Annotated in this window: 19 protein-coding genes and 1 pseudogene; 12 read left to right on the top strand and 8 right to left on the bottom strand. The window is 62.8% G+C overall.

Features of this window, described 5'->3' with window-relative positions:
* The first annotated feature begins 23 nt into the window (after positions 1–23).
* The 7 genes from HMPREF0307_RS00955 (at position 24) to HMPREF0307_RS00925 (ending at position 5388) form a co-directional block, all read left to right on the top strand.
* Positions 24–326: a hypothetical protein gene (locus tag HMPREF0307_RS00955; RefSeq protein WP_066485134.1), complete on the top strand. Its 303-nt coding sequence runs from the start codon at positions 24–26 to the stop codon at positions 324–326.
* A 252-nt stretch (positions 327–578) separates the two neighbouring features.
* Entirely contained in the window at positions 579–830 is a 252-nt protein-coding gene (locus HMPREF0307_RS00950) for an adenine nucleotide alpha hydrolase family protein (RefSeq protein ID WP_066485132.1), read from the top strand.
* Positions 831–1054: 224 nt separating this feature from the next.
* Positions 1055–2665: an acyl-CoA carboxylase subunit beta gene (locus HMPREF0307_RS00945; RefSeq protein ID WP_066485126.1), complete on the top strand. Its 1611-nt coding sequence runs from the start codon at positions 1055–1057 to the stop codon at positions 2663–2665.
* Between the two features lie 97 nt (positions 2666–2762).
* A complete protein-coding gene (locus tag HMPREF0307_RS00940; protein ID WP_066485123.1) occupies positions 2763–4109 on the top strand; it encodes an acyl-CoA carboxylase subunit beta in 1347 nt (448 codons plus the stop codon).
* Between the two features lie 21 nt (positions 4110–4130).
* A complete protein-coding gene (locus tag HMPREF0307_RS00935; RefSeq protein ID WP_066485115.1) occupies positions 4131–4325 on the top strand; it encodes an acyl-CoA carboxylase subunit epsilon in 195 nt (64 codons plus the stop codon).
* A 3-nt stretch (positions 4326–4328) separates the two neighbouring features.
* Positions 4329–4931 carry a Maf family protein gene (locus tag HMPREF0307_RS00930; protein WP_066485113.1) on the top strand — a complete coding sequence of 201 codons (603 nt, stop codon included), beginning with the start codon at positions 4329–4331 and terminating at the stop codon, positions 4929–4931.
* A 37-nt stretch (positions 4932–4968) separates the two neighbouring features.
* Complete coding sequence (locus tag HMPREF0307_RS00925) at positions 4969–5388, top strand: DUF3151 domain-containing protein (RefSeq protein ID WP_066485111.1); 420 nt, start codon at positions 4969–4971, stop codon at positions 5386–5388.
* A gap of 60 nt (positions 5389–5448) precedes the next feature.
* Here HMPREF0307_RS00925 and HMPREF0307_RS00920 read toward each other — a convergent pair whose 3' ends face one another.
* The 3 genes from HMPREF0307_RS00920 to HMPREF0307_RS00915 form a co-directional block, all read right to left on the bottom strand.
* Positions 5449–5700 carry a hypothetical protein gene (locus HMPREF0307_RS00920; RefSeq protein ID WP_066485101.1) on the bottom strand — a complete coding sequence of 84 codons (252 nt, stop codon included), beginning with the start codon at positions 5698–5700 and terminating at the stop codon, positions 5449–5451.
* Positions 5697–5831: a hypothetical protein gene (locus tag HMPREF0307_RS13405; RefSeq protein ID WP_255356834.1), complete on the bottom strand. Its 135-nt coding sequence runs from the start codon at positions 5829–5831 to the stop codon at positions 5697–5699. The genes HMPREF0307_RS00920 and HMPREF0307_RS13405 overlap by 4 nt, the downstream gene beginning before the upstream one ends.
* Positions 5832–5922: 91 nt before the next feature.
* Positions 5923–6984, bottom strand: a complete 1062-nt coding sequence (locus HMPREF0307_RS00915) for a Cj0069 family protein (protein WP_066485099.1) — start codon at positions 6982–6984, stop codon at positions 5923–5925.
* A 303-nt stretch (positions 6985–7287) separates the two neighbouring features.
* On the opposite strand from HMPREF0307_RS00915, the gene HMPREF0307_RS00910 reads away from it, so the two are divergent.
* The 3 genes from HMPREF0307_RS00910 (at position 7288) to HMPREF0307_RS00900 (ending at position 13154) form a co-directional block, all read left to right on the top strand.
* Positions 7288–8145, top strand: coding sequence for a sulfurtransferase (locus HMPREF0307_RS00910; RefSeq protein WP_066485097.1), 858 nt, complete (start codon positions 7288–7290; stop codon positions 8143–8145).
* Between the two features lie 174 nt (positions 8146–8319).
* Positions 8320–10098, top strand: coding sequence for an acetyl/propionyl/methylcrotonyl-CoA carboxylase subunit alpha (locus HMPREF0307_RS00905; protein ID WP_066485091.1), 1779 nt, complete (start codon positions 8320–8322; stop codon positions 10096–10098).
* A gap of 239 nt (positions 10099–10337) precedes the next feature.
* On the top strand, positions 10338–13154 hold the full coding sequence (locus HMPREF0307_RS00900) for a class I SAM-dependent DNA methyltransferase (protein WP_066485090.1): 2817 nt from the start codon (positions 10338–10340) through the stop codon (positions 13152–13154).
* A gap of 186 nt (positions 13155–13340) precedes the next feature.
* Here HMPREF0307_RS00900 and HMPREF0307_RS00895 read toward each other — a convergent pair whose 3' ends face one another.
* The 4 genes from HMPREF0307_RS00895 to HMPREF0307_RS00880 all read right to left on the bottom strand — a co-directional run bounded on the left by HMPREF0307_RS00895 (position 13341) and on the right by HMPREF0307_RS00880 (position 20887).
* The gene (locus tag HMPREF0307_RS00895) at positions 13341–16772 is read right to left on the bottom strand and encodes a pyruvate carboxylase (protein WP_066485083.1); all 3432 of its coding nucleotides are present in this window, start codon (positions 16770–16772) and stop codon (positions 13341–13343) included.
* Between the two features lie 316 nt (positions 16773–17088).
* Positions 17089–18240, bottom strand: a complete 1152-nt coding sequence (locus HMPREF0307_RS00890) for a bifunctional 2-methylcitrate synthase/citrate synthase (RefSeq protein ID WP_066485081.1) — start codon at positions 18238–18240, stop codon at positions 17089–17091.
* 192 nt (positions 18241–18432) lie between these two features.
* Positions 18433–19362, bottom strand: a complete 930-nt coding sequence (prpB, locus tag HMPREF0307_RS00885; RefSeq protein WP_066485079.1) for a methylisocitrate lyase — start codon at positions 19360–19362, stop codon at positions 18433–18435.
* A gap of 1 nt (position 19363) precedes the next feature.
* On the bottom strand, positions 19364–20887 hold the full coding sequence (locus HMPREF0307_RS00880) for an MmgE/PrpD family protein (protein ID WP_066485070.1): 1524 nt from the start codon (positions 20885–20887) through the stop codon (positions 19364–19366).
* Positions 20888–21108: 221 nt separating this feature from the next.
* Here HMPREF0307_RS00880 and HMPREF0307_RS00875 point away from each other — a divergent pair, with 221 nt between their 5' ends.
* Both HMPREF0307_RS00875 and HMPREF0307_RS00870 read left to right on the top strand, forming a co-directional pair.
* Positions 21109–22422 carry a short-chain fatty acyl-CoA regulator family protein gene (locus HMPREF0307_RS00875; RefSeq protein WP_066485066.1) on the top strand — a complete coding sequence of 438 codons (1314 nt, stop codon included), beginning with the start codon at positions 21109–21111 and terminating at the stop codon, positions 22420–22422.
* Positions 22423–22697: 275 nt separating this feature from the next.
* A complete protein-coding gene (locus HMPREF0307_RS00870; protein ID WP_066485060.1) occupies positions 22698–23516 on the top strand; it encodes an Ltp family lipoprotein in 819 nt (272 codons plus the stop codon).
* Positions 23517–23546: 30 nt separating this feature from the next.
* Here HMPREF0307_RS00870 and HMPREF0307_RS13510 read toward each other — a convergent pair.
* A pseudogene (locus HMPREF0307_RS13510) lies at positions 23547–23975 on the bottom strand (DUF1345 domain-containing protein); the annotation flags it as partial.
* Between the last annotated feature and the right edge of the window lie 125 nt (positions 23976–24100).

Below are 24100 nucleotides of genomic sequence, written 5' to 3'. Positions count from 1 at the left end.
ACTGTTAAGAAGGTAACTCGCTCATGACTGCCGCATCTATCGCCATCGCCATCTTCCGCGTCGCCGGGCTCGCGCTCATCTTCGGCGCCGGCATTCCCCTCCTCTTCGCCCTGGGCATGCGCTGCATGACCGGCGACCCTATCCGCAACGACCAGGGTGTCATCGTCGGCGACACCGAGGCCTCCACGCAGATGAAGGTACTCGGCTGGACCGTCTACGCGTTCCTCGCCGCCGTCATCGTCGTGGCCATCTTATGGATCTCCAAGGGCACGCTGGAGCACTACTTCGGCTGGGAGCTCTTCGGAAACCTCGGAGGCTCTCACTAGCCCCTTCAACGACACGCCGCGTGCATATCTATGTGCATGCGGCGTGTCGCCGTTTTTCACCACCCCACCCGCACATTCCCCACTAGGTGAACAGCAGGTAAACATAGCCTTAACAAGAACTTTGCCCAAACATAGGTCAACATGTATAGTGGGCACTTACCAACGAAGTGCCGTCCGAGCGATAACGCTCGGACGTTCTTCCCCTAGAGAGGGATGCACACATCCCCGATGATCGACAAAGGAGGTTCGACAATGAATACGATCACTACCCTGCTGGACACGCTGTCCTCAGCCTTCGGCGGCTCCACGGCCACCGGCCTCGATCTCATTCAGGAGACCCCCGCCGCCGCCCGCGTCGCCGAGCACCTGCTCGAGCACGACCTAGTCCCGGCCACCTCGGCTGAGATTATTTCCACATTCGAGTCCACCACTGGCCGAGCTCCCCGCACCGCGGAGCTCGCAGCGACCGAAGGCTTTCTGTCCAGCTTCGGGTGGGCTGCATAAACTCCCGCCCCTCAGCGACCCCGCACGACCTTTCCAAGGCCCGCGGGGTCGCTTTTTATATAACCCAGCGGGCCCACCCCCAGCCCCGCGCCACGCCACCAGACCACTTCAGAAAAATTTTTGATGATTTCCTCACGTTTGAGCTGCGAAAACTAGTTTCGTGATACAAATCACCGGCGCGGCAGTGTGGAAAACCGCCGGTCGTGCCAGTACGATTTCCAAACATGACTATTTCCTCACATTTGACGGAACTCGAAACCGCCGCGGACACCACCGCCGCGAAGATTGCTGAGCTCAAGCGTCGCCGCGAGGCCGCCCAGGCCCCCATGGGCGAAAAGGCGCATGAGAAAGTCCACGCAGCTGGCCGCCTGACGGCACGCGAACGCCTCGATTACCTGCTTGATGAAGGCTCGTTCGTGGAGACCGACATGCTCGCCGTGCACCGCACGACGGACTTCGGCATGGGCGCCAAGAAGCCCGTGACGGACGGCATCGTGACCGGCTGGGGCACCATCGACGGCCGCGAGGTGTGCATCTTCAGCCAAGACGGCACCGTCTTCGGCGGCGCGCTCGGCGAGGTCTACGGCGAAAAGATGGTGAAGATTCAGGAACTCGCCGTGACCACTGGCCGCCCGCTCATCGGCCTGTACGAGGGCGCGGGCGCGCGCATCCAAGACGGCGCGGTGTCCCTCGACTGGATTGCCGCAACCTTCTACCAGAACATCAAGGCCTCCGGCGTCGTCCCGCAGATCTCGGTCATCATGGGCGCTTGCGCTGGCGGCAACGCCTACTCCCCGGCGCTGACCGACTTCGTCGTCATGGTCGACGAGAAGTCCAAGATGTTCGTCACCGGCCCGGACGTCATCACGACCGTCACTGGCGAGAAGGTCACGCAGGAAGAGCTCGGCGGCGCCAAGGTCCACATGAAGGAGGCCGGCAACTCGCACTACACGGCATCCTCGGACGAGGACGCACTCGACTGGGTCCACGATCTCGTGAGCTACCTGCCGTCGAACAACCGCCAGCTCGCTCCCGTCGAGTCCTACGAGGAACTCGACGAGATCACCGCAGACGACCTCGTTCTCGATGAGATTATCCCGGACTCCCCCACCCAGCCCTACGACGTTCGCGACGTCATCGAGGCGCTCACAGATGACGGCGAGTACATGGAAATCCAGGCAGCGCGCGCCGAGAACGTCGTGGTCGCCTTCGGTCGCATCGAGGGCAAGACCGTCGGCTTCGTTGCTAACCAGCCCATGGTGTACGCCGGCTGCCTCGACATCGACTCCTCGGAGAAGGCCGCACGCTTCATCCGCACGTGCGACAGCTTCAACATCCCGATCGTCCTCCTCGTCGATGTCCCAGGCTTCCTGCCGGGCTCGGACCAGGAGCACAACGGCATCCTGCGTCGCGGCGCGAAGCTGCTCTACGCCTACGGCGAAGCCACCGTCCCGAAGATCACCGTCACTATGCGCAAGGCCTACGGTGGCGCGTACTGTGTCATGGGTTCCAAGGGCCTGGGCGCTGACGTCAACCTGGCATGGCCGACCGCCCAGATAGCCGTCATGGGTGCCGCCGGCGCTGTGGGCTTCATCTACCGCAAGGAGCTCAAGCAGGCTCGTGAGAAGGGCCTCGACGTCGCCGAGCTCGCCAAGTCCTTCGAGCGTGAGTACGAAGACCACATGCTCAACCCATACAAGGCGGCCGAGCGCGGCCTCATCGACGCGGTCATCCTGCCGTCGGAGACCCGTTCCACCATCGCGAAGAACCTGCGCCTCTACGCGGACAAGAACGTCGCCCGCCCGGCCCGCAAGCACGGAAATATCCCGCTGTAAATCACACGGAGCAACAACCGGCAGGACCACACCAGCGCGCACCGCTTGGCAGCGCTGATGCGACCCCTGCCGGTTCCGGCTTGTAAACTAAGGCGTTATGACTGATCTGAAAACCACTGCAGGCAAGATTGAGGACCTCGGTAATAAGATTGCCGAGTCCCGCTCGCCACTCGGCGCGGATGCCGGTACCCCAGCGGCCCGCGCGCGGCTGGATGCCCTCATGGACGACGGATCCTTCGTGGAAACGGACGCTCTCGCCCGTCACCGCTCCAAGGATTTCGGCCGCGAGCACGACCGTCCTTACACGGACGGCGTCATCACCGGCTACGGCACGATCAATGGCCGCAAGGTCTGCGTCTACTCGCAGGACGCCACCGTCTTCGATGGCACGATGGGTGAGGTCTACGGCGAGAAGATCATCAAGCTCTACGACCTAGCTTTGAAGACCGGCGTGCCCATGGTCTCCATCGTCGAGGCCGGCGCCCCGCGTGCCCAGGAGGGCATCGTCACGCTCGCCATGCAGGCGCGCATCCTCGAGCGCGTCACGCGCGCCTCGGGGCTTATCCCGCAGGTCGCCATCCAGGTCGGCGAGCTCGCCCCGCTGGCTACGCTCGCCCCGGTCATGGCGGATATCGTGATCGGCGAGGGCGGCCACCTTCACGCCGCAAATGCGGACGAGGCCATCGCCGCCGCCCGCACCGTGCTGGGCTACCTGCCTTCCAATAACCGCGCAGAGGCCCCGCGCACGGACGCCGCCCTCCAGGCAGGCTCCATCGCGGAGAATATCTCGGAGTCCGACCGCGCGCTCAACGCGGCCATCGCGGACAACGGCTCCTTCGAGATGAGCGCCATCGTCGACGCCCTCTTCGATGACGTCCTCGAGCTCCAGGCCGATGTGCGCGGCATCTCCACCGCATTCGCCCGGCTCGAGGGCCGCACCGTCGGCCTTATCGCGACGGCCGGCGGCTTCGACGAGGCCGCAGCGGAGAAGGCCGCCCGTTTTATCCGCCTGTGCGACGCGTTCAACACGCCGATTATCGAGCTCGTCGACACCCCGGAGCTCACCGCGCAGCCAGCACGTCTATCCAAGCTCGTCCAGGCCTACGCCGCGGCGACCGTGGGCAAACTCACCGTGGTCCTGCACCGCGCGTACGGCTCCGGCTACGTCGTCATGGGCTCCAAGGATCTCGGCGCGGACCTCGCCTACGCATGGCCCACCGCGGAGATCGCCGTCGCGGACGCCACGACGCTCGCCAGCACCCTGGGCGTCGAGGAGGCCGAGGCTGCAGAGTTCCTCACCCCGTACCAGGCCGCCGAGCGCGGCCTTGTCGACGCCGTCATCGAGCCGGCCGCCACCCGCGGCTACCTCATCGAGGGCCTGCGTCTCCTCGAGCGCAAGATCGTCTCGACCCCCGCCAAGAAGCACAGCAATATCGTTCTTTAGAAACTACCCAAGGAGGCAGCTATGAACGCTCCCGTCATTCAGGTCCTGCGGGGCAACCCCAGCGACGACGAGGTCGCGGCTCTCACCGCCGTCCTCACGCAGCTCGACGCGGACGCCCGCGCCAAGGCCGCGCAGACGAAGCAGACGCGTGATCTGTGGACCGAGCCGGGCCACCGGTTCAACCCGTCCGCGTTCCGCAACGTGCGCTACTACTAAAGCATGCGTATCGTTCTCGCTTCTCAGTCCCCGTCCCGCGCAGCCATCTTGCGCGGCGCCGGGGTCGAACCCGTTTTACGCCCCGCACACGTCGACGAGCGCGCCATCGAGGCTGAGCTTGCCGATGCCGCCCCCGGCGACGTCGTCGCAGCCCTCGCCGCTGCCAAGGCCGAGGCCATCGCGCCCCACTACCCTGATGACGTCGTCATCGGCGGCGATTCCATGCTGCTGCTCGACGGGCAGCTCCAAGGCAAGCCGCACACCGAGGAGCGCACTGTCGAGCGCTGGCGCGCCCAAGCGGGCAAATCCGCGCAGCTGCTCACCGGACACTGCATCCTGCTCGGCGACAAGCGCTACGTGGAGACTTCCACGACGACCGTCCACTTCGCGCAGGCCTCCGAGACCGACATCGCGGCCTACGCGGCCTCGGGCGAACCCCTCCAATGCGCGGGCGCGTTCACGCTCGAGGCCCTCGGCGGCTGGTTCATCGACGCCATCGAGGGCGACCCCTCCTCGGTCATCGGCCTGTCCCTGCCCGTCGTGCGCCGCGCGCTCTACGAGTTTGGGGTGAACGCCTCGGAATTCTGGAATCTGCCGCGCAACTAGCCACGCGACTCCCTCCATCCTGCGTAGAGTGGCGAACATGGAAATGAAAGACATGCTTGCCCCGGATCCCATCCTGCTGCCGGAAGACCCCGGCCACGACGTCACCGACCTTACGCAGGGCGCCGTCGAACACCCCAGCTCCCCGCTCGTGTGGGCGCTGCTCGCCGAAAAGGAGCTCGCCCGCGTCCGCGAGGACGAGGCCTTGCCCACCGCCTACATCACGGCCTACGCCCTCGCCCGTACCGGCTACCACCGCAGCCTCGACCGCCTGCGCGGCAACGGCTGGAAGGGCTGGGGTCCAGTCCCCTTCGCCCACGTGCCTAACCAGGGCGTCCTACGCTCCTGGGCCGCCCTCGCCCACGCCGCCCAGGCCATCGGCGAGACAGACGAGTACGACCGTCTGCGTCAGATGCTCTCCGACGCGGACCCGGACTGCGTGGCGCAGCTGCTCGACTAAGGCGCGCTTCACGCGCGACAGAACGGGACCCCATGTGGCTTGACGGATACCTCGAGCAATTCAGAAACCGCCTCGCCGATTTCCTCGCGGAGGCCGCGTGCCCACGGGGATGGTCTGCGCCGCGGCGAACCTCACGGCACCACGCATGCCGGACCAGACGATGACAGAACCCTCGCGGCGAGCAGCGCCGTGCGCAGGGTGACCAGAGCCGACGTCGTTGATGAGTCCCTCGCCATCGAGGATGGAGATGACGCGGCGGTTGACGCCGGCCTTCTTCACGATGGAGGTGGCGACGGCATCGGAAGGGCTCATGACGGCGCCGGCCGCAACGCCGTGGCGTAGAGCAGCGGCGGGAGGATGAGGTCGGGCTCGATGTCGAGCTCCGGGACCGGTGTGACGACAGCGACGACGACGCTCACCACGAGCAGCATGATGACTGCCACGACGATTTAAAAAAGCACCTCCCGATCATATGGGAGGTGCGGGTCATCGCCAGATTCCTAGGTTCTCGCGTTGACCGTGAAGGCACGTGCGCTACGCGTCGGCCGCCTCGACGCGGGAGATGGCTTCCGCAGCGACCTTCTCCTGGATGCCCATGTCGAGCTCCGAGGTGAAGCCCACGCAGGAGCAGTTGATCTCGCCGAGGACGTAGGTATCCTCGCCGTTCTCGCCGTCGGCGAGCATGAAGTCCGCGGTCCAGATGAGCGGGACGTGGCCGGTCTCGCCAAGCTTCTCGGCGATGACGGGGCGGGCGCGCTCGAACATGGCGAGCAGCTCCGGCCAGGCTTCCGGCTTGTCGTAGGTGTACTTCGCGCCAGAGAAGAGCGTCGCGGAGAAGTTGTCGCCACCCTCGGCCGGCTTCTTGTGGACGATAAAGACCGGCTCATTGCCCACGAGGAGAATGCGGATTTCGCCTTCGACAATGCGCGGCATGAAGCGCATGTCGACGAGCATGCCGTTGTCGCCGATGATGTACTGGTCGCAGAAGTCCATGAACTCGCCCAGCGTGTAATCATGCGTCTTGTTGTCGACAGCCTCGGTGCACTTGAGCGCCGTGTCGAGCGGCAGCGCGGTGCCCGGCTCGACGGAGGCAGCCAGATCTGCATCAGCGAGGCGAACGCGCCAAATGCCCTCACCCGTGGAGCCGCGGTTCTGCTTGAGCACACGCTCACCGAAAGACAGGGAGGTAGGGAAGGTCTCGTGGAAGTCGGAGACCTCGTAGTAGGCCGCAGTGTCTTCCGGCACGAGCGGGGTGTCATTGAGCTTAACCAGAGCGTCCTTGGCGCCGTAAGCCATCATGTCGGCCGGGGTGGACATGCCCACGAGCCCGGCGTCCGCCAGCTTGGTGAGCAGCTCGAAGTAGCCCTTCTCGCCGCCGGGGATGTTGCCGGGGTTGACGCGCGAGATGTAGGCGTCAAAGTTCTGGGAGACGCGCTCGAAGATCTCGTCCGCGTTGTCCGGGTGGAAGTAGATGACCTCCGAGTCCCATCCGTTGGCCTTGATGGCCTCCACGATGGGCATGGTGTCCTTGCGGTGGCCGTCCGGTCCCTTGTCGGAGCCGCCTTCAACCTCAAAAACCACGATTGCCTTGTGCACAGCAATTTACCTTTCGTCCCTGGGAAAAATTGTTGTGGGCGCGTAAAGGGAATTCCTCCGGCCCTCGCCTAAAAATTACCTGAGTACACTCGTTTTCGCGCGCTAAAGAAACCGTGATTAACCCCACCTACCCACGGCCCACGCACCCCACCTGCATCGTTGTTATAACCAGCCCCCCACGTGTATCCGAGACCACATTACGTTACCCCTTGTTGGGTATCGCGGTATTGTAAAAGGGCTAAAGACTACGCTAGGGAGTTCACCCTCAGCCCGTCCTGAATCAACAGAAAGGCCACCAGGACCATGATTGAGACCGACCCAAATCCGTCGTTCCAGGACTACGCCGTTCCTTCACGCATGGTTTCCGCGCCGTGGCTGTCCGCCCGCTTGGGCATTCCTGGCTTGCGCGTCATTGAGGTCGATGAAGACAACCTCCTCTACGACATCGGCCACATCCCCACGGCCACACGCATCAACTTCCACACGGATCTGCTGGACAAGCTCACCCGCGACATCATCGGCCCCGAGGATTTCGCAGCACTCATGCGCTCCAAGGGCATTCACCGCGACGACACCATCGTCGTCTACGGCGACAAGAACAACTGGTGGGCCACCTACGCCCTGTGGGTCTTCGAACTCTACGGCCACCCAGACGTCCGCCTCCTCGACGGCGGCCGTGACGCCTGGATGAACGAGGAACGCGATACCTCCTACGCCGTCCCGGAGCACCCGGAGTCCGAGTACCCCGTCACCGAACGCGACGACGCGGACCACCGCGCCTTCGTCGCCGAATTGGGCGACGCTTCCCTCGTCGACACTCGCCCCACCGAGGAGTACCAAGGCATCGCCACGGAGTTCTCCCCCAAGGGCGATTCTTCCTACGGCACGACCATCCGCCACGGCCACATCCCGGGCGCCGTCAACCTGCCGTGGTCACTCGCCGTGCATTCCAACGGCGCCTTCCGCTCACGCGCCTCGCTCGACGAGGCCTACGCGGAACTCGATCCAAAGAAGGACACCATCCTCTATTCGCACCTCGGTAGCCAGGCAGCCCACACGTGGTTCGTCCTCAAGTTCCTCTTGGGATTTGAGAAGGTCCGCAATTATGACGGCTCCTGGGCCGAGTGGGGCAACATGATCCGCATGCCCATCGAGCGCTAAACCCTTCACACCACCGAACGAGCCCTTACCGACACGCCGCACCGTCTTTAACCGCGACAAAAGTGCAGGTAAGGGCTTTGTCGATCAAATTTCTAGAAACCTGACGGATCACTCATGTTTTTGTGTGCGATAATAGTCCGAGCACAAACAAACTAGGAAGGTTTTAAATAAGCCGTGACTGTTGAAACCAAGAAGATCACCAAGGTGCTCATCGCCAACCGCGGTGAGATCGCCGTGCGCGTCATCCGTGCCGCACGTGACGCTGGAATTGCCTCTGTCGCCGTCTACGCCGAGCCGGACGCGGACGCCCCGTTCGTCGCACTCGCTGACGAGGCCTTCGCCTTGGGCGGTCAGACCTCTGCCGAGTCGTACCTCGACATTGCCAAGATTCTCGACGCCGCCGCGAAGTCCGGCGCCAACGCCATCCACCCGGGCTACGGCTTCCTCTCCGAGAACGCCGAGTTCGCCCAGGCCGTCCTCGACGCCGGCCTCATCTGGATTGGCCCCTCCCCGCAGTCCATCGCCGATCTCGGCGACAAGGTGACGGCCCGCCACATTGCGGAGCGTGCCGATGCCCCCATGGCCCCCGGCACCCCGGACCCGGTCAAGGACGCCGCCGAGGTCGAGGCCTTCGCTGACCAGCACGGCCTGCCCATCGCCATCAAGGCCGCCTTCGGCGGCGGCGGACGCGGCATGAAGGTCGCCTACGAGCGCGACGAGGTCGCCGAGCTCTTCGAGTCTGCCACCCGTGAAGCCACCGCCGCCTTCGGCCGCGGCGAGTGCTTCGTCGAGCGCTACCTCGACAAGGCCCGCCACGTCGAGGCCCAGGTCCTCGCCGACCAGCACGGCAACGTCATCGTCATGGGTACTCGCGACTGCTCCCTGCAGCGCCGCTTCCAAAAGCTCGTCGAGGAGGCCCCAGCCCCGTTCCTCACCGATGAGCAGCGCGCCACCATCCACGAGTCTGCCAAGCGCATCTGCCGCGAGGCTGGCTACTACGGCGCCGGCACCGTCGAGTACCTCGTCGGCTCCGACGGTCTCATCTCCTTCCTTGAGGTCAATACCCGTCTGCAGGTCGAGCACCCGGTCACCGAGGAGACCACCGGCTTCGACCTCGTGCGCCAGCAGTTCCGTATCGCCGAGGGCCTGCCACTGGAGATCACCGAGGATCCCGCTCCGCGCGGCCACGCCTTTGAGTTCCGCATCAACGGCGAGGACGCTGCCGCGGGCTTCATCCCGGCACCGGGCACCATCGTCCAGTACTCCGAGCCCGCCGGTCCCGGCGTGCGCGTCGACTCCGGCGTCCAAGCTGGCACCGTCGTGGGCGGCAACTTCGACTCCATGCTCGCCAAGCTCATCGTCTGGGGTGAGGACCGCGAGCAGGCCCTGCAGCGCGCCCGCCGTGCCCTGGCCGAGTACACCGTCACCGGCCTGCCCACCGTCATCCCCTTCGACCGCGCCATCGTCGAGGACCCCGCGTTTACCGCAGAAGACGGCTCCTTCGGCGTCTACACCAAGTGGATCGAGGAAGAGTGGGTCAACGGCCTGCCGCCGTACACAGATCCGGACGCCGACGCTGGCGCGTCGGCAGAAGACAACGAACCCGGCCAGAAGTTCGTCGTCGAAATCGGCGGACGCCGCGTCGAGGTCGCCCTGCCGGGCAATCTCTTCTTCGGCAACACCGGCGGACGTAAGAAGACGAAGAAGCGTCGCGGTGGCGGCGCCAAGGCAGCCGTCTCCGGCGATACCGTGGCAGCGCCCATGCAGGGCACCGTCATCAAGGTCAACGTCGAAGAAGGCGCCGAGGTCAATGAGGGCGACGTCGTCGTAGTCCTCGAGGCCATGAAGATGGAAAACCCCGTCAAGGCCCACAAGTCTGGCACCGTAAAGGACCTCAAGGTCGAGAACGGCACCCAGATCAACAAGGGCGAGCCCATCCTCGACATCAAGTAGGACATCCCACCCTAGCGGCATCGCTTGCCGATGCCCCCTCACCCAAGCCCGCAGCATGCCGGGGCATCGCTTGCCAGTGCCTCGTTGCCACCACCTCTGCCGCCGCTTGCTCCCCTGCACGCGGCGGCAGAATCATTTCTGCAACTCTGCGCAATCGCACTTGACACCGCCCACCCGTCCCTCGCACAGATTCGGTGTTTCGGCCTTGTGTCTGTCGTGCGCATGAGACAATTGCCTACATGGCTGAGATGACACATGCGCAGCGTGTTGCTGCTGCTAGAGATTTCGCTTCGCGGTGGAAAGACCGGGGTGCTGAGAAGTCAGATACCCAACAGTTTTGGATTGATTTGTGCTCCGAGGTGCTGGGGATGGGAAATCAGACCACGGCGTTGCATTTTGAGTCTCGTACCTCTGGCGCAGGCTGGATCGATGTTGTGGTCCCCGATGCGAAGACGTTCATTGAGCAGAAGTCGCTCGGCATCGACATGGACAAGCCGGAGCCGCGCCAGGGCACGATGGTCACGCCGTACCAGCAGGCTAAGCGCTATGCGGACCAGCAGCGTAACTCCAAGCGCCCGGACTACATTGTCATCTGTAACTTCGGTGAGTTCCGCATTCATCATCTTGATGATGACTTTCCAGAAACCGAGTATGAGTCCTTCAAGCTTGAAGAGCTGCCCGAGCAGCTGCATCTTCTCGACTTCCTGGTCAACCCGCAGGCGCAACGTGCCCGACGCGAGCAGAAGGCATCACTGCAAGCTGGCGAGCTTATCGGCAAGCTCTACAAGCTGCTGCGCGAGCAGTACGTTGACCCGGATTCTGCCGCATCCCAGCATGCACTCAACGTGTTGTGTGTGCGCTTGGTGTTCTGCCTGTTTGCCGAGGACGCGGGCATCTTCCCGAAGAACGCGGTGTTGAACTACTTAGCCCCTTTCAATGCGTCCGCGTTGCGTCTCGCCCTCAAGCGCCTGTTTATCCAGCTCGATACACCGTTAGACCAGCGTGACCCGTATGATGAGCAGGCACTTGCGGTCATGCCCTACGTCAACGGTGGCCTGTTCACAGGCACAGATGTTGAGATCCCTAACTTCACAGACGAAATTCGCGAGCTGCTCATTACCGAGCTGTCGGCGGATACGGACTGGTCGCACATTAGCCCAACGATCTTCGGTGGTGTCTTTGAGTCCACACTCAATCCTGAAACTCGTCACCAAGGGGGTATGCACTACACCAGTCCTGAGAACATTCACAAGGTCATTGACCCGCTGTTTTTGGATGCGTTGACCGATGAGCTGACAGACATCATCAATGAGCCGGGTGTGGGTGCAGTCAAACGGCGCAACAACCTCAAGCGCTACCACGATAAACTTGCCAGCCTGACCTTTTTCGACCCTGCTTGTGGTTCGGGCAACTTCCTCACTGAGACCTATATCAGTCTGCGCCGCTTGGAAAACAAGGTGCTCTCTGAGTTAGCGAATGACCAGACCGCGCTCGATTTTGGCGGTGAGTCCTCACAGATCAAGGTGCATATTAGCCAGTTCTACGGCATTGAGATCAACGACTTCGCGGTATCGGTCGCGCAGACTGCGCTTTGGATTGCCAAGCTACAAGCCGACGCGGAGACCGAGATTCTCACCTCAGCAAACATCGATAACCTTCCGCTGCGCGACTCTGCGAACATCATGCTTGGCAACGCGCTACAGCTCGACTGGGCAGACATCCTTGAACCGGACCAGTGCAGCTTCGTTATTGGAAACCCACCATTCTTGGGCGCGCGTAACCAGTCCAAGGAACAAAAGGCCGAGCTACAGGCCACGTTCAAGTCCATCGGTGCGACGAAGAACCTGGGCAACATCGACTACGTAGGCGGCTGGTACGCCAAAGCCGCCAAGTACTTAGGCGACTACGACATCCGCGCAGCCTTTGTCTCAACCAACAGCATCTGCCAAGGTGAGCAAGTCGCGAACGTATGGAGCCGTCTCTGGGACATGGGCATCCGCATCGACTTCGCACACGACACGTTCAAATGGACCAACGGCGCAGCAGACCAAGCAGCCGTCTACTGCGTCATCGTCGGCTTCTCCAAGATCGGAGGACCAAAGACACTCTTCCACTACCCCACAGTGACGGGCGAGCCTGAAATAAGCCACCCGAAACAACTAAACGCTTACCTCAAGGACGCGCCCGAGGTCTTCGTATGGAGCCGGTCTAAGCCGCTCTCAGATGTACCCAGTATGGGGATTGGCTCGCAACCTATCGACGATGGAAACTACCTGTTCACAGCCGAAGAGAAAGCGGAGTTCCTGGCCGCTGAGCCGAGGGCAGCGCCCTTCTTCCACCGCTGGTACGGCTCGCGCGAGTTCATCCAAGGCGTTGAGCGTTGGGTCATGTGGGTCGGCGATGCTATGCCGGCACAGCTTCAAAGCTTGCCCCGGGTGAGAGAACGAGTCGAAGCAGTTAGGGCATACCGCCTGAAGTCAAGGCGATCACAGACGCTGAAGGCCGCTGAAACTCCACAACGATTCGGGACGCAGATTATTGCGACCTCGAACTCTCTACTCATCCCTGAAGTGTCTTCTCGGCGCCGAAACTACATACCTATCGGATTCATCACGCCGGAAAACTTTTGCTCGAACAAGGTAAAGCTAGTCCCCGAAGCCACGAGATACCATTTCGCAGTGCTTCATTCTCGGTTACACAATGCATGGATGCGCGTAGTCGGCGTTCGCCTGAAGTCCGACTACAGCTACTCAGGCAGGATTGTTTACAACAACCTCATCTGGCCAGATGTCACGCCCGAACAGGAAGCGGAAATTGCCCAGCTCGGCCAGGCCGTGCTCGACGCACGCGCCCAGTACCCAGACTCGACCATCGCGCAAATGTATGACCCCGACAACGACTGGATGTACCCCGAGCTCACTAAGGCTCACGCGGCACTGGATGCAGCTGTCGAGCGTGCCTATGGTCTAGAACCCGGTTGCGAAGAAAAGACCATCGTGGAGCACCTATTCAAGCTCTACTCGCAAGCCGTAGAGAAAGCTGAAAAGGCTTCCTAGCAGGAAAAGAAAGTCTCACCCAACGCCGGACAGCTATAGTCAAAAGCGCAGTTTTAACGCGGGCCAAAGACGACTCGCACTGTGTGCTGAAGGGATTTAGGCGGCATCGGCAGCCTCCTGCGCCATGATGACAGCCCACCGGACCTGCAGGTTCGATGGGCTGTACGCTGGGTGAGCTACCTGGTATTACTTAATGACGGCAATGAGGTCGCCACCCTCTACCTTGGTGGCCTTGCCAATGGCGACACGCTCGATGACGCCATCCTTGGTCGCGGAGATGGAGGCTTCCATCTTCATGGCCTCAATAACTGCAACCTGGTCACCGGCCTTGACCTCGTCGCCCGCAGAAACGGTCGGGTTGACCACACCAGCGAACGGAGCGGCCACGTGGCCCTCGTTGCTCGGGTCGGCCTTCTCGACGGTGGCGACGGTGGATTCGACGTTATTGTCGCGGACCTTCATCGGGCGAATCTGACCGTTGACCGTCAGGACAACGTTGCGCATACCCTTCTCGTCGGCTTCGCCGAGCGCATCGAGGCGCACAGTAATCGGCTTGAGGTCAGCACGGTCGTTGGATCCGTCAGCGAAGTAGTGAACCACGTACTCGTGGCCTTCTTCCAGACCGTAGAGGAACACCGTGTCCGTGAGGGCCTCCGTGTTTCCGTACTTACGACGGAATTCGTTGAACTCCTCAAACTGCTTCGGGAAGAGCAGGCGGTTGAGGGAGTCACGGCGTTCCTGCGAGTTATCGGAGTCAAGGTGCGGCTGCTCTTCAGCGGGCACCTCCTTGACGGTCACCTCGCCCGGCGTACGGCCCTCGAGGACGCGGTCGCGCAGCTCCGGCCAGCCGCCCGGAGGGGTACCGAGCTCGCCGCGCAGGAACGCGATGACGGAATCCGGGATGTCGTACTTGGACGGGTTGGCCTCGAACTCGGCCGGGTCCACGCCAGCACCCACAAGCTGCAGGGCGAGGTCGCCCACGACCTTGGAAGACGGGGTGACCTTGGTCGGACGGCCGAGCATCTCGTTGACGGCGGCGTAGGTGTCCTCGATGACCTCGAAGCGGTCCTCGAGGCCCAGAGCGGTCGCCTGAGCGCGCAGGTTGGACAGCTGACCACCCGGGATCTCGTGGCGGTACACGCGGCCAGTCGGGCCAGGAATACCCTTCTCGAACGGCTTGTAGAGCTGGCGGACGGCCTCCCAGTACGGCTCCAGATCGGAGACGGCCTTGAGGTCGAGGCCAGTGTCGCGCGCGGAGTTGGAGAATGCCGCGACGATAGCAGACAGGGACGGCTGCGACGTGGTACCGGCCAACGGAGCGGAGGCACCGTCGACGACATCGGCACCGGACAGCGCCGCCGCGTAGTAGGTCGCCATCTGGCCACCCGCAGTGTCGTGGGTGTGGACGTGCACCGGCAGGTCGAATTCCTTGCGCAGTGCCATGACCAGCTTGGAGGCAGACTCCGGACGCAGCAGGCCCGCCATGTCCTTGATAGCCAGCACGTGTGCACCCGTGCCCACGATTTCCTCGGCGAGCTTGAGGTAGTAATCCAGCGTGTAGAGCTTCTCATTCGGAGAGCACATATCGCCGGAGTACGCCATGGCAACCTCAGCCACGGACTTGTCATTCTCAAGGACAGCCTCGATAGCCGGACGCATCTGGCTCACATCGTTGAGGGCGTCGAAGATACGGAAGATATCGACACCAGACTTGGCGGCTTCGTCCACAAAGGCGTGGCACACCTTGTCCGAGTACGGCGAGTAGCCAACCGTATTGCGGCCGCGCAGCAACATCTGAATATTCTGGTTCGGCATGGCCTCACGCAGCAGGTCAAGGCGAACCCACGGGTCCTCCTTGAGGAAGCGCATCGCGACATCGTAGGTCGCTCCGCCCCACGCCTCCACCGAGTAGAGGGACGGGGTCATGCGGGCCACGGCCTCCGCGGCGGAGACGAGGTCAGTACCGCGCACACGGGTGGCGAGCAGCGACTGGTGCGCGTCACGGAATGTCGTGTCCGTAACGCCGAGAGCCTGCTGATTGCGGATCTTTTCTGCCCAAGCCTTCGGACCCAGCTCAAGCAGATCGTCACGAGAACCACGCGGCAGCTCAGAGTTGCGATCGAATTCTGGGAGCTTGTCGAACGGACGAAGCGCGGTCGGACGCGTGCCATTCGGCTTGTTCACGGTGACGTCCGCGATGTAGTCGATGATACGGCCGGACTCGTCCACAGCCGGCGGAGCCTTGAGCAGGTCCGGGTGGGACGCGATAAAGCTGGTGTCGACGCGGGTCTCGGTGAAGTCCGGCTCGCGCAACAGGGCGCGCAGGAAGCCGATGTTGGTGGCAACGCCGGCGACGGTGAACTCGTTGAGGGCGCGCTGTGCACGGGCGACAGCCTGCTTGAAAGTGACGCCACGGCAGGTCATCTTCACCAGCAGGGAGTCGAAGTTCGGGGAAATCTCGGCGCCGACGGCAGTCGCGCCATCGAGACGCACGCCCGCACCACCCGGAGAGCGGTACGTGGTCAGGGTGCCGGTATCCGGGCGGAAACCGTTGTTCGGGTCTTCAGTCGTAATACGGCACTGCAGGGCCGCGCCGGTGATGTGGATATCCTCCTGGTGCAGACCAAGCTGCTCGAGGGACGCGCCCGCAGCGATGTGCATCTGCGACTTCACGATGTCGACACCGGTGATTTCCTCGGTAACGGTGTGCTCGACCTGGACACGGGGGTTCATCTCGATGAAGACGTGGTTGCCGCGCTCGTCCACGAGGAACTCGACAGTGCCAGCGCCCTCGTAGTTGATGTGCTGGCAGAACTTCACGGCGTCCGCACAGATGCGGTCACGCAGTTCCGGATCCAGCGTCGGAGCCGGAGCGATCTCCACGACCTTCTGGTGACGACGCTGCACGGAGCAGTCACGTTCGAAGAGGTGGATGACGTTGCCCTGGCTATCGGCGAGGATCTGGACCTCGATGTGCTGCGGCTTAATCACGGCGGTCTCAAGGTAGACGTGACCGTCGCCGAAGGCAGCCTCGGCCTCGCGGGAGGCCTCCGCGCACTTCTCGCGCAGCTCAGACTCGTTCTCGATGAAACGCATGCCGCGTCCGCCGCCGCCTGCGACTGCCTTGACGAAGAGCGGGTAGGTGAAGTCCTTGGAGTACTCGACGAGCTTGTCCACGTCAGTGGACGGCTCGGAGTCCTTCAAGGTCGGCAGGCCCGCCTCCTGAGCGGCGTGCACCGCAGCGGCCTTATCGCCGGTGAGGTCCAGGGTCTCCGGAGTGGGTCCAATGAACTTGATTCCGGCCTCGTTGCAGGCACGGGCAAGGTCCGCGCGCTCAGAGAGGAAGCCGTAACCCGGATAGATGGCATCCGCGCCCGACTTCTTGGCGGCACGAATCACCTCATCGATATCGAGGTAGGCCTTCACCGGGGCACCCTCGGCGCCAATGCGAACGGCTTCGTTGGCGAATGCACGGTGGAAGGAGTTGCGATCCTCACGTGGGTAAATTGCAACGGTCTTCGCGCCAATTTCGAAAGCGGCACGGAAGGCACGGACAGCAATTTCGCCGCGGTTGGCTACAAGCACCTTGTTGAACGTCGGTAACGCGGTGGCAGACACTGCAGTAGGTTCCTTTCGGATTGTGGTCATTGGTTCACGTTGCTACGAGGTAGTTCAGAAAACTAATGCCAGCACGGGTGATCCACATCTCAGATTAGTAGTGCGTGATGCACGATGCGAACACGATCCCACACTATTGGTACTAAAGGGGGGTAAAACGTCCCGAAGGCCGGACGCCCGACGTATAAAGTCTGGCGCCGGCCGGGGAAATTCAGGGGCAACGGAGGAGTGTAGGGGGTTCCGTTACAGATAGGTCATAGGAAACGTCGTTCCCTCCGGGGTGACGCCAGGAATACCCCGGCGCCACAGGCGGCGATTAGAACTGCTTCGGCGGAACGGAGCGCTGAGCCTCACCGTTGTAGGCAGACAGCGGGCGGATGAGCGAGTTGTTCTCGTTCTGCTCCACGATGTGTGCGGTCCAACCGGTGATACGGGACATCACGAAGATCGGGGTGAAGAACTCGATGTCGAAGCCCAGGATGTGGTACGCCGGGCCCGTCGGGAAATCGAGGTTCGGCTGAATCTTGATGGAGGTGTTGTCGTACATGGTCTTTGCCATGATTTCGTACATCTCCACCCACTGCTCCTGGCCGTGCTCCTTGGCCAGCTCGCGGAAAGCGGCCTCCATGGTCGGAACGCGGGAGTCACCGTTCTTGTAGACGCGGTGACCGAAGCCCATCACGAGCTCCTTGTTCTTGAGCTTGTTGAGGGTCCACTCTTCGGTCTTCGCCGGGTCGCCAACCTCAATGAAGTTGTGCATGACGGCCTCGTTCGCACCACCGTGCAGCGGGCCCTTGAGGGCGCCGATAGCACCGACGACTGCGGAGTAGGTGTCGGACATCGTGGAGGTGATGACGCGCGCGGTGAAGGTGGAGGCGTTGAAGGAGTGCTCAGCGTAGAGGATGAGCGACTTGTCGAAGGCCTCGATGTCGGCGCGGGAGTTGGCCGGGGAGCCCTCTTCCTCACCGAAGACCATCCACAGGAAGTTCTCGGCAAAGCCCTTCTTACGCGACGGCTGGATGTAGCCTTCACCGCGGCGACGACGGATGTCGAGCGCGATGATGGTCGGGATCTTGGCCATCAGCTCGAGAGCGGTACGACGGATGTGCTCGGAGTTCTTGGTGTAGGCCTCCGGATCCTGAGCGCCGATGAAGGAGATGGCGGTGCGCAGGACGTCCATCGGGTGGCAGGACAGCGGCATCGACATGATGAGGTCGATAAGGTGGCGGTCCAGGTGGCGCAGAGCCTTCTCACGTGCAGAGAAGCGGATGAGCTCCTCCTGAGTCGGAAGCTCGCCGTTCCACAAAAGGTAGGCAACCTCTTCGAAGGAGCAGTAGCGTGCCAGCTCCTGAACGGGGTAACCACGGTAGGTCAGGGAGTTGGTCTCCGGGACGACCTTGGAGACGGCGGTCTCGTCAACGACGACGCCGTACAGGCCCTTGCGGATTTCGGGGGTGTTCTCAGACATTGTGTTCTCCTTGTGCTTGGAAAAGTGTGTGGGACGAAAGACGCCACGAACCGTGGCGCGGTTCTTTTACTTGGATTGAAGGAACGACGTTCCAAGAAGGTTCGCCGCTGTGCGCTCGAGGCACGGGGTTCCGCGCTTCGAACGCAGTAGCTCGTCATACCGGCGAAGCGCCGGTCGGCAGGAGCCGGGGTTTTACTCGAAGGTCGGCTTGTAGGAGTCCTTGGAGTAGGTGAACACCGCCTGGTCGAAAGCGTTGTACTCGTTGTAGCGAACAAGTTCGTACAGGCGAGAACGGTGCTGCATGCGCTCGAGCCACTCAGTCTGGTTGCCCTCTTTCTCCATGAAGCGGAGGAACTCTTCGGTGGCGCCCATGGCGACACGGAAGGTGGACACCGGCCAGATGACAGCGTTGTAGCCCAGGTCCTCGATTTCCTTGGCGGACAGCAGCTCGGTCTTGCCGAACTCCGTCATGTTCGCCAGGAGCGGGGTATCGACAGCGGCGCGGAACTTCTCGAAGTCCTCCTTGGAATAGAGGGCCTCGGTGAAGATCATGTCGGCTCCAGCGTCGGCGTAGGCCTTGGCGCGTTCGATGGCGTCGTCGATGCCGTGGATGCCAGCGGCGTCCGTACGGGCGCAGATGATGAAGTTGGGGTCGCGGCGCTCGTTGACCGCGGCGGAGATGCGGCGGACCATGAGGTCGGTCGGGACAACTTCCTTGCCGTCGAGGTGGCCACAGCGCTTCGGGTTGACCTGGTCCTCAAGGTGCATGCCGGCGAGGCCAGCGTCCTCAAGGGCCACCACCGTGCGAGCCGAGGACATCGGCTCACCGAAGCCGGTGTCAGCGTCGACGAGGACCGGCAGGTCGGTGGCGCGAGCAATCTGGCCGGAGCGGTGGGCGACCTCAGTGAGAGTGGTGAGGCCGATGTCCGGCAGGCCCAGGTCGTTAGCGAGGACGGCGCCCGAGATGTAGACGCCTTCGAAGCCGCCGATGTCCTGGATAAGACGCGCGGTGAGCGGGTTGAAGGCACCCGGGAGGCGGGTCAAACCCGGCCCCTCCAGGGAGGCGCGGAACTCCGCGCGCTTCTCGGCGTTGGTCTTGGTAGAACCAAACAGTCCAGCCATGTTAGAAAATTCCTTCCGGCTTCTTGGGGGCCTTCGCGAGGTGGTCCGGGGTGACACGGACGTTGAGCTCGTTCAGGTCGGTGAGGTTCTCGAGGTCCTGGACGGCGGCGAGGAAGCGCTCCTGCTCTTCCTCGGAGACCTTGCCAGCGGCCAGCTTCTTGAACTTGTTGATGTACTCCTCGCGGCCGAACGGACGGGCGCCGAGCGGGTGAGCATCAGCGACGGCGCGCTCGTCCTCGATAACGGTGCCGTCCTTGAAGGTGATGACGGCCTTGCCGCCGAACGCCTTCTCGGAAAGGTCGTTGGAGTGGTAGCGGCGGGTCCACTCAGGATCCTCGACGGTGGAGATCTTGTGCCACAGCTCGATGGTCTCCGGGCGGTGCTTGCGCTCGTCGGAGTAGGAGTGCTCGTAGTCCCAGTCGCCGTCCTCGAGGGCAACGGCGAAGATGTACATGATGGAGTGGTCGAGCGTCTCGCGCGATGCGTCCGGGTCCATCTTCTGCGGGTCGTTCGCACCGGTACCGATGACGTAATGGGTGTGGTGCGAGGTGTGGAGGACGATGGACTCGATGTCCGCCAGGTCGCGGCCCTCCTCGGCGAGGCGCTTCTTCAGCGCGAAGGCCATGTCGATCTGGGCTTGTGCCTGGTACTCCGCGGAGTGCTCCTTGGTGTAGGTGTCGAGGATGGCGCGCTTTTCTTCGCCCTCGGCCGGCAGCGGGATGGTGTAGGTGCGCTCCGGGGAGTGCAGCATCCATGCGATGAAGCCGTCCTCACCTTCCCAGATGGGAGCCGGGGCGCCCTCGCCGCGCATCGCGCGGTCGACAGCCTCGATGGCCATCTTGCCGGCGAATGCCGGAGCGGAGGCCTTCCAGGAGGAAATCAGGCCCTTGCGGGACTGGCGGGTCGCGGTGGTGGTGTGGAGAGCCTGGCCGATGGCCTGGTAGATGGTGTCGACATCGAGGTTCAGCATGGTACCGATACCAGCGGCGACGGACGGGCCGAGGTGAGCGACGTGGTCAATCTTCCACTCGTGAAGGCACATGCCCTTGACGAGGTCGACCTGGATCTCGTAGCCGGTAGCGATACCGCAGATGAGGTCCTTGCCGGTGAGGCCCTTGTGCTGTGCGACGGCAAGGATCGGCGGGATGTTGTCGCCCGGGTGGGAGTACTCGGCGGCGAGGAAGGTGTCGTGGTAGTCGAGCTCGCGGACGGCGGTGCCGTTGGCGAGTGCGGCCCACTCGGCGGAGTACTTACCATCAACACCGAAGACGGTGGACCCGTTGCCGCTCGCATCCGAAGAATGAGGATGCGACTGAGCCATGACGCGGGCGGAGGTGACCGGGCCGCGGACGACGGACGCCATAGCAACGGAGGCGTTGTCGATGATGCGGTTGATGATCATGTCCTTGGTGTCGGCCGGAACCTCGACCTTGTCTGCGGCAACCTTGGCGATCTTGTAGGCGAGGTGCTCCTCAATCGGGAAATCCTCGGCGGACTTGTGGGTGCGTACTTCGTGATTAATCACCGGAATTTAAACTCCTTTTTAAGTGTGGAAGCGTGGAGTGCATCGCAAGGAAAGCGAGCGACGCACTGTGGCACCGCGTTGTTGCGATAGCAATCACATTACTTTTTTCGACGTGCCCTAGGCCACAAGTGACCTTTGCGTAAATTTGTGGCATTATTATGCATACTCTGTAAAAGCTGTAAAACTCGCAGCCAGGACGCAGATCTGAAGGAGCACCATCCATGAGCAAGCACTACGCGGGGGCACGAATCCACGCGCTCCGCAAGCAACGCGGGCTGACGCAAGTCGCCATGGCCAAGACTTTGGGGCTATCCACGAGCTACCTCAACCAGCTCGAAAACGACCAACGGCCACTCACTGTGACCGTGCTCATGCAGCTATCGCAACGCTTTAATGTGGACCCCAGCTACTTCTCCACAGAAAAAGATTTGCATGCCATCACGGAGCTGCGCCTCCTCTTCCCCGGCGCGGAAGAAGACACATTGGCAGACCTCGCCGGCCGGTTTCCTGAGCTCATGCCGGGACTCACCCGCGCCGCCGCCCTCGTCCCCCGCGAGCAAGAAGGCCCCTTCGAAGCCGTCCGCGAGTTTTTCTATAACGCGCACAACTACATCCATGAACTCGATGTTCTCGCGGAGGAACTCGCCGGCCAGCTTGGCCAGCGCGTTTTCCGTCGGGCTCGCCTTGCCTCGCTCCTCGAAGAGGAACTCGGCGTCTCGGTGCGCTTTGGCCGCACCGGCCCTCGCCGCGAATTCGATCCGGTCCGCCGCGAGCTCAATCTGCGCGGCGGCCTCACCGAAGCGCAGCTGGTCTTTGAGATGTCCTTGCAGTATTGCCTTCTCGCCTATCAAGACCTCTGCGACAACCTCGTCTCCGAGTTGCCCGAAGGCGTCGCGCGCGACATCGGCAGGCTGGGCCTCGGCCAGTACTTCGGCGCCGCGGTGACCATGCCATATAACGAGTTCCTCGCCAAGGCGGAGGAATCCCGCTACGACATCGACATGCTCGCCGGTGACTTCGGCACCGGATTCGAGACCACTGCCCAGCGCCTGTCCACCCTTCAGCGCCCCGGCAACACGGGTGTGCCCTTCTCCTTCATTCGCACAGACCGCGCCGGCAATATCTCCAAACGCCAGTCCTCCACGAGTTTCCACTTCGCCCGCTCCGGCGGCACGTGCCCGCTCTGGGTCGTCCACCGCGCCTTCGAGACCCCCAACCGCATCACCCGCCAGGTCGCCTCCATGCCCGATGGCCACACCTCCCTCTGGATTGCCCGGCACGTCCAGGGTCCCGCCAAATCCTTCGGCACCCCGCGCAAGGAGTTCGTAGTGGGGCTTGGCTGCGACATCACGCAGGCCGATCGCCTTGTTTACGCGGACGCCCTGAACCTCTCCCCCTCCGCCGCCACGCCTATCGGCCCCGGCTGTCTCGCTTGCCCGCGCACCGACTGCCCGCAGCGCGCCTTCCCGCAGCTAGGCCGCACCATCCGCCTCAATCTCAATACGACAGCGGACCAGGCGTACGACACCATTTAAGGCGCAGGCTCGGCACCCTTGCACCAGCTTGCCGATGCCCCCTTTTCTTTCCGCTCGCACGAGCGTTCTAGGCCCCGAGCCTCCATGTCACCTGTGCGCGAGAAACTACCTGTGTTCCGCGCGAGAGGGCATCCGGTCTCTTTCCCTTTCCCGGAGGCCGGGCCTCGTTCGGAACACCTCTCCTCTCGAGTCCTCTCCACCCGTGCCCTGCGCAGGAATGCGCAGGGCGTGGCCCCACGAGTATCTCGCTTCTTCTCACAGAAAGGTGTCATTCCATGACCACCCCCAACCCCTACGGCTCTCCTCTTCCCTCCTCCCCTGAGCCTTCCTCTGCAGCATCCTCGTTCGCCCCCGTTCAGCCGGAAAAGAAGGCGAAGAAGAAGCGTCGCTGGCCGTGGATCGTCGGCGCGGCCGCAGTCCTCCTCATTGGCGGGGCGCTTACCAACGGCGGCGGAGATGATTCCTCCACCACGGCGTCCTCGTCCTCAGAAGCAACCACCACTGCGACAGTCGAGTCCGCCGGACAGGAGGGCACTGACACTGCGACAGCTGTACCAGCCGATCTCGTCTCGAACGGCGCCGCGAACACCGGAGCCGTCGGGTCCGGAAAGGCAGACAACGCCGCAGGCTCGGACGTCTCCCCTGAGTTCCGCAACGCGCTGCGCTCCGCAGAGAACTATCTCAAGCTCAAGGGTTTTTCCAAGGCCGGCCTCTACGGCCAGCTCACGTCCGAATTCGCCGATCACTACTCGGCCGAGGCGGCACAGTACGCGGTCGACACCGTCGAGGCAGACTGGAACGCAGAGTCGCTCCAGGCTGCAGAGAGCTACCTCGACCTCAAGGGCTTCTCCAAGGCTGGCCTCTATGACCAGCTCACCTCTGACGTTGCCGATCAATTCACCCCGGAGGAAGCACAGTATGCCGTCGATTCCGTGGGCGCTGACTGGAACGCGGAAGCCGTCGAAGCCGCCAAGAGCTACCAGGAGCTCATGCCCATGTCCGGTCCCGAGCTGCTCAACCAACTCTCCTCTGAGTACGGTGACAAGTTCACGCAGGACGAGGCTGCTCAGGCCGTCGCCGCGCTCGGGCTCTAGCTTGCGCGGACGGCAGGTCTGCGCAGCGACGAGACGACGCATTCCCGCATCGGTCACGGTGACGTCCGAGGTTGCACACGTCGTGCCCAGCGCGAAGGCCACACACAACAAGTCACTGGCGACAGGCTCCTCGTCCCTACCGAATCGCCCACCAGAATGGCCATGCTCTTGGTAACGCCGCTCACACAGCGCAGCACATCCCAGGTGGAAGATCGTCCACAATGCCACGATGCCCAGGCTCACAAGGAGCGCCACCACGGGACTTTCCACGTTAGCGAGCATCGCGTTTGTGGAGCTGAGCGCAGTCAACGCGTTAGAGGCCCCCATGGCGCTCGGCGCGAAGAGAAAGGTCCACGACCACGCACGGTTAAGAGCGGCCGCGGCGGCGCTGGAGGCTAGGGACGAGCCGGGCGCGGGGGCATCGGAAAGCTCCTGCGTGCTGCGGCTGTCATGCCACACCGGGATGACCACGGTGGACACCAACTATCCGATGAGCGTTCAGAATTAGTTCGTGAAGACGCTAAGGCCTGCGAAAACGACGACGAGAAGCTCGGGCAAGGCAAACCCTGCCGAGCTCCACGTCG

Origin of the sequence: Corynebacterium sp. DNF00584 (assembly GCF_001552965.1) — a bacterium.
GTDB classification, from domain to species: Bacteria; Actinomycetota; Actinomycetes; order Mycobacteriales; family Mycobacteriaceae; genus Corynebacterium; species Corynebacterium phoceense.
The sequence above is the reverse complement of the archived record's forward strand: the minus strand, read 5'-3'. Positions and strand labels throughout refer to the sequence as shown.

Bases quoted from the DNA above. Each gene is read 5' to 3' on its own strand.
- HMPREF0307_RS00955 (WP_066485134.1), top strand. From the start codon at position 24: ATGACTGCCGCATCTATCGCCATCGCCATCTTCCGCGTCGCCGGGCTC.
- HMPREF0307_RS00950 (WP_066485132.1), top strand. From the start codon at position 579: ATGAATACGATCACTACCCTGCTGGACACGCTGTCCTCAGCCTTCGGC.
- HMPREF0307_RS00945 (WP_066485126.1), top strand. From the start codon at position 1,055: ATGACTATTTCCTCACATTTGACGGAACTCGAAACCGCCGCGGACACC.
- HMPREF0307_RS00940 (WP_066485123.1), top strand. From the start codon at position 2,763: ATGACTGATCTGAAAACCACTGCAGGCAAGATTGAGGACCTCGGTAAT.
- HMPREF0307_RS00935 (WP_066485115.1), top strand. From the start codon at position 4,131: ATGAACGCTCCCGTCATTCAGGTCCTGCGGGGCAACCCCAGCGACGAC.
- HMPREF0307_RS00930 (WP_066485113.1), top strand. From the start codon at position 4,329: ATGCGTATCGTTCTCGCTTCTCAGTCCCCGTCCCGCGCAGCCATCTTG.
- HMPREF0307_RS00925 (WP_066485111.1), top strand. From the start codon at position 4,969: ATGGAAATGAAAGACATGCTTGCCCCGGATCCCATCCTGCTGCCGGAA.
- HMPREF0307_RS00920 (WP_066485101.1), bottom strand. From the start codon at position 5,700: ATGAGCCCTTCCGATGCCGTCGCCACCTCCATCGTGAAGAAGGCCGGC.
- HMPREF0307_RS00910 (WP_066485097.1), top strand. From the start codon at position 7,288: ATGATTGAGACCGACCCAAATCCGTCGTTCCAGGACTACGCCGTTCCT.
- HMPREF0307_RS00900 (WP_066485090.1), top strand. From the start codon at position 10,338: ATGGCTGAGATGACACATGCGCAGCGTGTTGCTGCTGCTAGAGATTTC.
- HMPREF0307_RS00890 (WP_066485081.1), bottom strand. From the start codon at position 18,240: ATGTCTGAGAACACCCCCGAAATCCGCAAGGGCCTGTACGGCGTCGTC.
- prpB (WP_066485079.1), bottom strand. From the start codon at position 19,362: ATGGCTGGACTGTTTGGTTCTACCAAGACCAACGCCGAGAAGCGCGCG.
- HMPREF0307_RS00875 (WP_066485066.1), top strand. From the start codon at position 21,109: ATGAGCAAGCACTACGCGGGGGCACGAATCCACGCGCTCCGCAAGCAA.
- HMPREF0307_RS00870 (WP_066485060.1), top strand. From the start codon at position 22,698: ATGACCACCCCCAACCCCTACGGCTCTCCTCTTCCCTCCTCCCCTGAG.